At 60.5% G+C, this 314-nt stretch carries 1 protein-coding gene; it reads right to left on the bottom strand.

Annotated elements, in window-relative coordinates; translation table 11 throughout:
* Nucleotides 1-247 (bottom strand): YmdB family metallophosphoesterase (locus tag SB772_RS39825; protein ID WP_410838494.1); only part of this gene is annotated, 247 nt, incomplete at its 3' end.
* Between the last annotated feature and the right edge of the window lie 67 nt (nucleotides 248-314).

Here is a 314-nt window from a genome sequence, read left to right as displayed (position 1 = left end):
CGGGGCGGCCGGCAAAGGCGACGGCGTCCTTCTGGTCCCAGACGTGATTGCCTGTCGTCACGACATCGGCGCCGGCGTTGATCGTCTCGAGGAAGATGTCTTCGGTGATGCCGAAGCCGCCGGCAGCGTTTTCGCCGTTGACGATGACGAAGTCGAGTTTCAGGTCGGAGACCAGTCCGGGCAGGCGATCCCAAACCGCGGTGCGTCCCGTCTTGCCGACCATGTCACCCAGAAAAAGCAGTCGCATTCACTATCCAATCCACGAGGCAAAAAAGCGAAGGCCGCTTTCTGTCAGGATGGCATCCAGGCTTATG

The sequence above is a fragment of the Paraburkholderia sp. SIMBA_030 genome (assembly GCF_046535245.1).
Classification (GTDB): Bacteria; Pseudomonadota; Gammaproteobacteria; order Burkholderiales; family Burkholderiaceae; genus Paraburkholderia.
This window is presented reverse-complemented; position numbering and strand designations above follow the sequence as displayed.